Source organism: Arenimonas sp. (genome assembly GCF_044353605.1).
Taxonomy (GTDB): Bacteria; Pseudomonadota; Gammaproteobacteria; order Xanthomonadales; family Xanthomonadaceae; genus Arenimonas.
In genome coordinates, this window is sequence record NZ_JBILBO010000027.1 from 1 (window position 1) to 7,070 (window position 7,070).

Annotated in this window: 8 protein-coding genes; 4 read left to right on the plus strand and 4 right to left on the minus strand. The window is 62.4% G+C overall.

Features of this window, described 5'->3' with window-relative positions:
• Positions 1-209 (plus strand): DUF952 domain-containing protein (locus ACIQ1A_RS09375; protein ID WP_395770809.1); only part of this gene is annotated, 209 nt, incomplete at its 5' end.
• Here ACIQ1A_RS09375 and ACIQ1A_RS09380 read toward each other — a convergent pair.
• A complete protein-coding gene (locus ACIQ1A_RS09380) occupies positions 206-745 on the minus strand; it encodes a gamma carbonic anhydrase family protein (protein WP_395770810.1) in 540 nt (179 codons plus the stop codon). The genes ACIQ1A_RS09375 and ACIQ1A_RS09380 overlap by 4 nt on opposite strands.
• A 67-nt stretch (positions 746-812) precedes the next feature.
• Between ACIQ1A_RS09380 and ACIQ1A_RS09385 the strand changes: the two genes are divergently transcribed.
• On the plus strand, positions 813-2,210 hold the full coding sequence (locus tag ACIQ1A_RS09385) for a coniferyl aldehyde dehydrogenase (RefSeq protein WP_395770811.1): 1,398 nt from the start codon (positions 813-815) through the stop codon (positions 2,208-2,210).
• On the opposite strand, the gene ACIQ1A_RS09390 is transcribed toward ACIQ1A_RS09385, so the two are convergent.
• The gene (locus tag ACIQ1A_RS09390) at positions 2,207-2,740 is read right to left on the minus strand and encodes a cytochrome b (protein ID WP_395770812.1); all 534 of its coding nucleotides are present in this window, start codon (positions 2,738-2,740) and stop codon (positions 2,207-2,209) included. The genes ACIQ1A_RS09385 and ACIQ1A_RS09390 overlap by 4 nt on opposite strands.
• Positions 2,741-2,828: 88 nt before the next feature.
• On the opposite strand from ACIQ1A_RS09390, the gene xth reads away from it, so the two are divergent.
• On the plus strand, positions 2,829-3,596 hold the full coding sequence (xth, locus tag ACIQ1A_RS09395) for an exodeoxyribonuclease III (protein ID WP_395770816.1): 768 nt from the start codon (positions 2,829-2,831) through the stop codon (positions 3,594-3,596).
• Positions 3,597-3,609: 13 nt separating this feature from the next.
• On the opposite strand, the gene ACIQ1A_RS09400 is transcribed toward xth, so the two are convergent.
• Positions 3,610-5,808: a DPP IV N-terminal domain-containing protein gene (locus ACIQ1A_RS09400; protein ID WP_395770813.1), complete on the minus strand. Its 2,199-nt coding sequence runs from the start codon at positions 5,806-5,808 to the stop codon at positions 3,610-3,612.
• 7 nt (positions 5,809-5,815) lie between these two features.
• A complete protein-coding gene (locus ACIQ1A_RS09405; protein WP_395770814.1) occupies positions 5,816-6,571 on the minus strand; it encodes a glucose 1-dehydrogenase in 756 nt (251 codons plus the stop codon).
• Between the two features lie 67 nt (positions 6,572-6,638).
• Here ACIQ1A_RS09405 and ACIQ1A_RS09410 point away from each other — a divergent pair.
• Positions 6,639-7,070: SDR family oxidoreductase (locus ACIQ1A_RS09410; RefSeq protein WP_395770815.1), on the plus strand; the 432-nt coding region annotated here is incomplete at its 3' end.

Here is a 7,070-nt window from a genome sequence, read left to right on the forward strand (position 1 = left end):
TCCATGCCGCCAGCCATGAGCAGGTGCCGGGTGTTTTCGCGCGGCGCTTTAGCGATGTGCCGCAGGTGGTCCTGTTGAAACTGGACGAAGCGGCTTTGGTCGATTATCTGCGCTGGGATCCGCATCCGGTCAGCGGTGAACTGTTTCCGCACATCACCACGCCCATTCCGCTGCAATGCATCGAGCGCGTGCTGCACTGGCCGGTTTAAGGTTCGGCCAGATACATATCCTTCAGGCGCACGTAATGCTTCGCCGAATAATACAGTTGCGCGATGTCCTGTTCGCTGAGCGTGCGTACGCATTTGGCCGGATTGCCCAGCCAGAGTTCGCCGCTGCGCACGGTTTTGCCCGGCGGAATGACCGCACCGGCGCCGACGAAGCCGTGGTCTTCGATCACCGCACCATCCAACACCGTCGCGCCCATGCCGATCAGGCAGGCGTTGCCGATGCGGCAGGCGTGAATGATGGCGCCATGACCGATGGTGACGTCATCGCCAATCAGGGTCGGGTAGCCGACCGGTTTGCCGCTGGGTCCGTCGTGACTGACATGGATGATCGTGCCATCCTGAATGTTGGTGCGTGCACCGATGCGGATATGGTTGACGTCGCCGCGGATGATGGTGCCCGGCCAGATCGAGCTGTCGTCGCCGATGTGCACATCGCCGATGACGGTGCAGGCCGGGTCGATGAACACGCGTTCGCCGAGGCGGGGGGTGATGCCATTGAAGGGGCGTAGAGCCGGCATATCTTGACCTTTTGCTGACGGAAACTGGGTACAATCCGCTTATTCCCCCTCATTCTACCCGACAGCCATGACCCTTCGCACCGACTTCGACCGTTTGAAACAGGCGCATCTGCGCGGCGCGTTCTCCTACGAACAGCGCATCGAGCTGCTCAGCCGACTGGACGCCGCCGTGCGCCGGAACCGGGAAGCCGTGGTCGAGGCCTGCAGCCAGGATTTCGGCCGCCGCGCCCGCATTGAAACCCTGGCCGCCGATGTCATGGTCACGCTCGATGAAATTAAACATGCGCGCAAGCATCTGCGCCGCTGGATGCGCCCGCAGCGCCGCGCCATCAACCTGACCTTCAAGCCGGCACGCGGCGAGATCCGCTACACGCCGCTGGGCGTGGTTGGCGTGGTCGCGCCCTGGAACTACCCGTTCCAGCTCGCCATCATTCCTTTGGCCAACGCCATTGCCGCCGGCAACCGGGTGATGATCAAGCCGTCCGAGTTCACGCCGTCGGTCAGTGCATTGATTGAACGGCTGGTCGGCGAAGTGTTTTCCGATGACGAAGTGACCGTGGTGCAGGGCGATGCCACGGTGGGCGCCGAGTTCACCAAACTGCCGTTCGACCATCTGATTTTCACCGGCTCGACCGCCGTCGGCCGGCATGTGATGGCCGCCGCCGCCGCCAACCTGACCCCGGTCACGCTTGAGCTCGGCGGCAAGTCGCCGGCCTTGATCGCCCCCGATTACCCGGTGGCGCAGGCGGCCGAGCGCATCGCCTTCGGCAAATGCTTCAATGCCGGACAGACCTGCGTGGCGCCGGATTACGTGCTGTTGCCGGAAGCGCAGCTGGAAGCCTTCATCACCGCCTTTGCCGACAGCATCGCGCGCCGCTATCCGGACATGGCCGGCAACGCCGAGTACACCGGCATCATCAACACCCGCCAATCCACGCGTCTGCAGGCTTGGCTGGACGAAGCCAAGGCCGCCGGCGTGCGCACCGTGGCCTGTGGGCCGGAGCAATTGCCCGACAGCGAAAATCTGCGGCTAATGCCGCCGACAGTATTGGTGAATCCGCCGGACAACCTGACGGTGATGCAGCAGGAAATCTTCGGACCGCTGTTGCCGGTCATCACCTATGAAGGTCTCGAGCAGGCGCTCGGTTTCGTGTTGGCCCGCGACAAACCGCTGGCCTTCTATCTGTTCGACCGCGAATCGGCGCGCGTGGACGCCGTGCTCGGCCGCATCTGCGCCGGTTCGGTGTGCATCAATGATGTGCTGGTGCAGTTTGGCCAGGACGATCTGCCGATCGGCGGCGTCGGCGCTTCCGGCATGGGCCACTATCACGGCCGCGACGGCTTTTTGACGTTCAGCAAGGCGATGCCGGTGATGCACCAGGCGCGCTTGAACGGCATGAGTTTGTTCGATCCGCCGTACGGGCGGATCATCACGCGACTGGTGGATTTCCTGACCCGGCCTTAACGCATGCGGGTCAGGGTGTCGTCCTTGCGTACGAAGTGGTGGTACAGCGCTGCCACGATATGCAAGCCGAACACCCAGTAGAAGGCTTCGCCGATGTCGTGGTGCCATCCTTCGAATTGCTTCGCCAGCGCTTCGTTTTCACCGACGATGGCCGGGATGGCGACTTCGGTGAACGGGATGTAGATGATCTTGCCGTCGAAGTTGGCGGTGAGAAAGCCCAGAATCGGCATCACGATCAAGAACGCATACAGCGCGATGTGGAACAGACGCGACAGCGCGTTCTGCCAGGACGGCAGCGCCGGGGTGATGCGCGGCGCGCCATACTTCAGGCGCTGCTGCAGACGGACACAGACCAAAATGAAAATGCTGATACCGAGCCAGAAGTGCGATTGCACCATGGCGAAGCGGCCGGGGGTGCCGCGCTCGAACAGATCGCGTTGTTCCATTGCGAGGTAGGCCAAGGCGACCAGAATGGCCATCAGCCAATGCAGGCTGCGCAGACTGGCGGCATAGCGGGCTTTTTCGAACATGTCCGGACTCCACGGAGGCGACTTGATGAATTGTACCCACGATTGGCTTGAAATGTGAATAATAAGGCTTCCCGACTTGATCATGATCATGAAAATCGCCAGCTGGAACGTCAATTCGCTCAATGTCCGCCTTCCACATTTGCTGGAGTGGCTCAAAATCGGCAACCCGGATGTGCTGGTGCTGCAGGAAACCAAGCTGGAAGACCACAAATTCCCGCAGGCCGAGATCGAGGCCGCCGGCTACCACGTGGTGTTCGACGGCCAGAAGACCTACAACGGCGTAGCCATTCTCAGCAAAACCGAAATCACCGAGGTGCAGCGCGGCATTCCCGGCTTTGCCGATGAGCAAAAGCGCGTACTGGCCGCTACCGTGAACGGCATGCGCATCATCGATCTGTATGTGGTCAACGGCCAGGCCGTGGGCAGCGAGAAGTACGAGTACAAACTGCGCTGGCTGGAAGCGATGACCGACTGGGTGCGCGAGGAGATGCAGCGTTACCCGCAGCTGGTGGTGCTCGGCGATTTCAACATCGCGCCCGAGGACCGCGACGTGCACGACCCGGTGGTGTGGAACGACGACAGCATTCTAACGTCGACCGCCGAGCGCGCCGCGCTGAACAAACTGCTGGCGCTGGGCCTGCATGACAGCTTCCGCCTGCACAGCGACGAGGCCGGGGTGTTTTCCTGGTGGGATTACCGCATGGCTGGCTTCCGCCGCAACCTCGGTCTGCGCATCGATCTGGTGCTGATCAGCGAGGCCTTGAAGTCACGCGCCGCCGTTTCCGGCATTGAACGCGAACCGCGCACTTGGGAACGGCCGAGTGATCACGCACCGGTGTGGGTGGAGATCGGCTAATTTCGCACTTCGACTACGGCTTCAAACACCGCTCAAAGAAATCCTGCGTTAAGTTCAGGCGGTGTTTCAAATCCGCACCGCGCAGGCCATGCTTGGCGCCGGGGTAGGTCATCAGTTCAAACGGGGTGCCCTGTTTCTGCAGTGCCGACATCAGCGCCGTGGAGTGGCTGAACAGCACATTGTCATCGGCCATGCCGTGAATCAGCAGCAGCTTCGAAGTAATGCCCTTGGCGTGCGTCAGCACCGAGCCCTCGCGGTAGCCTTCAATATTGTCTTTCGGCAGATCCATGTAGCGTTCGGTGTAGTGCGTGTCGTACAGCGCCCAGTCGGTCACCGGTGCGCCGGCCACGCCGCAGGCGTATACCTCGGAATGTTTGGCCAGCAGCATCAGGGTCATGTAGCCGCCGTTCGACCATCCGTACACGCCAATGCGTTTGGCATCGACATACGGCAGGGTTTTCAGGAAGTCCACACCGCGTACCTGGTCGGTCACTTCCACCGTACCTTGCTTGCGGTACAGGCTGGCGCCAAAACGCTGGCCGCGCCGCGGCGTGCCGCGGTTGTCGAGGGAGAACACCAGATAGCCGCGCTGCGCCAGCACCTGATTGAAATCCGGGGCCCAGTTGCGGGTCACGGTCTGCGCCGCCGGGCCGCCGTACACAATCACCACCACCGGATATTTTTTGCTGGCATCAAAACCGGCGGGTTTGATCATGCTGTAATGCAGCACCTGGCCATCAATGGCCTTCAGCGTGCCGAATTCCGGCAGGCGGTGCGCTTTCAGGTACGGCGTATACGGATGGTCGGCATCCAGGGTGTTGTCAATCAAGGCGCGCACGATGTTGCCGTCGGCGGTGCGCAGCAGAGTCTGCGGCGGCGTTTCCGGGTTGGCATAGGTGCCGATGTAGTGGCTGGCGCCGGCATTGAACTGCGCGCTGTGCATGCCTGCTTCGGTGCTGATGCGGGTGATGGCACCACCGTCGAACCCGACCCGGTACAGGTGGCGTTCGGTCGGGCCGTCTTTGGTGCCGCTGAAATAAATCCAACGGTTGGTGCTGTCAATCGCCAGCACATCTTCCACCATCCACTCGCCGGAGGTGATGGCTTTCAGCGTGCCTTTATCGCCCAGCCAATACAGGTGCTCGAAACCGGACTGCTCGGACGACCACAAGATGCGGCCGTCGTCGAGGAAGCGCAGATTGTTGTGCAGCGGTACCCAGCTGCTGCTGGTTTCGGTGCGCAGGCGCTCGGCTTTGCCGCTGTCGCGCTGGAAGCGGTGCAGTTCCAGGCGGTGCTGTTTGCGGTCCTGGATCTGCCAGGTCAGGCGCGTGGCGTCCTGCCATTGCACGCGCGGCAGGTAGATGTCCGCTTCCTTGCCCAGATCCATCCAACGGGTTTTGCCGTCCGCCAGCGTGAGCAGACCGAGCTGGATAAGCACGTTGGCATCGCCGGCGGCCGGGTAGCGCTGCTTCACCACCTCGGTGCGGTCGGCATAGATTTCAAAACGCTCCTTGATCGGCACCGGGGTTTCATCGATGCGCGCATAGGCGATGGCGGAATCATCCGGTGCCCACCAGTAACCGGTGTGGCGGTCCATTTCCTCATCGGCCACGAACTCGGCCACGCCATTGCCGATCACTTCCGAGCCATCAAACGTCAGCTGGCGCTCTTTGCCGCTGGCAATGTCGATGATCCACAGGTTGCGGCCGCGGATGAAACTGACGAAGCCGCCCTTCGGCGAAATTTTGGCATCGGTCACGTCGCCGGTGCCGCTGGTGAGCTGGCGCAGGGCGCGTTCCGGCGTGGCGGCAGCCAGATCGAACCAGAACAGTTCGCCGCCCATCGGGAACAGCAGATGCTGGCCATCGGCAGCCCACTGGTATTCGACGATGCCGGTCAGTGCCGCGATGCGCTGGCGTTCGCGCCGCGCTTTTTCTTCATCGGACAGTTCCTTGCTGCTGCCGGCCAGCGTGGCCGAATCGACCAGCATGCGCGCCTCGCCGGTGGCGACATCGAAGGTCCACAGATCGAGCTGTCCGGCTTTGTCCGGCTTGCCTTTCAGAAAGCTGATGCGTTTGCCGTCGGGCGAGAATTTGGCCTGGGTCAAGGCGTTGCCGGACAGGCTTTTGCCGGAGGTCAGGGCGTCGATGGTGAGCTGTTGGGCCATGGCGGTGCCGGAAAGAAGGGCGAAAACAAGACAAAGAGTACGCATGCAATCCTCAGGCCAGATAGCCGCCGTCGACGGTGAGTGTGGTGCCGGTTACGTAGCTGGCGGCGTTGCTGGCTAAAAACAAAACCGCCGGGGCGATTTCGGCCGGCTGCCCGGCACGCGCCATCGGAATCAACTGGGTCATCAGCTTCATCAGCTTGGCGTCCTGGGTGATGGCCGAGGCGAAATGGGTGTCGGTCAGGCCCGGCAGCACGGCATTGACGCGGATGCCGCGCGGCGCCAGTTCCTTGGCGAAGCCCTGGGTCAGGTTGACGATGCCGGCTTTGGTCATTGAATACGCAGCCTGGCCCGGCGCCGGACGCTCGGCATTGACCGAGGCGATGTTGACGATGGCGCCGCCGCCTGCCATCTGCCGTGCGGCGCGTTGGCTGCTGTAGAAATAGCCGCGCAGGTTCACTTCCAGGATTTTCTCGAAGCTGCGCAGATCCATGTCCAGCAGCGGGCCGTAATACGGGTTGGCGGCGGCGTTGTTGACCAGAATATCGACCGTGCGGCCCTGTGCGGCCAGCGCGTCGAACACGGCATCGATGGCGGCGGTATCGCCGATGTGCATGGCGGCCGCTTCGGCCTGCAGGCCTTTGGCGCGGATGGCGTCACTTACGGCCTGGCAGCCGTCCAGTTTGCGGCTGGTGCAGATCACGTGGGCGCCGTAGCGGGCCAGCAGATGGGCGATGGCTTCACCGATGCCGCGCGAGGCGCCGGTGATCAGCGCGGTCTTGCCGGTCAGATCGAACAAATCAGCCATGGTTTTTCACTCCGTCAGGATGCCAAGCGCATACAATAGAAAACTATCATACCCGAAGGAGTTGCCCGTGAAGTCTCCGCAACGCGTCCTCATTACCGGTGCCGGAAGCGGCCTGGGTCAGGCCTTGGCACACCGTTTCGCCGCCGCCGGCGCGCAGGTCGCCTGCGTCGACATCCACCTCGACCGCGTGCAGGCCACGATGGCGACCTTGACCGGCGAAGGCCATGCCGCCTATGCCGCCGATGTCGGCAGCGATGATGCGATGGAGGCCTTGGCCGAATCGGTCTTGGCCAATTGGGGCGTGCCCGATGTGCTGATCAACAACGCCGGCATTGCCTCCGGCGGCGATGTGCTGGAAGCACCGATCAGTGAATGGCGGCATTTGTGGGAGGTCAATGTGCTGAGCGTGGTGCGCGGCACCAAACTGTTTTTGCCGGCGATGCTCGAGCGCGGTTCCGGCCATGTGGTCAGCACCGCCAGTTTCGCCGGCTTGGCTGGC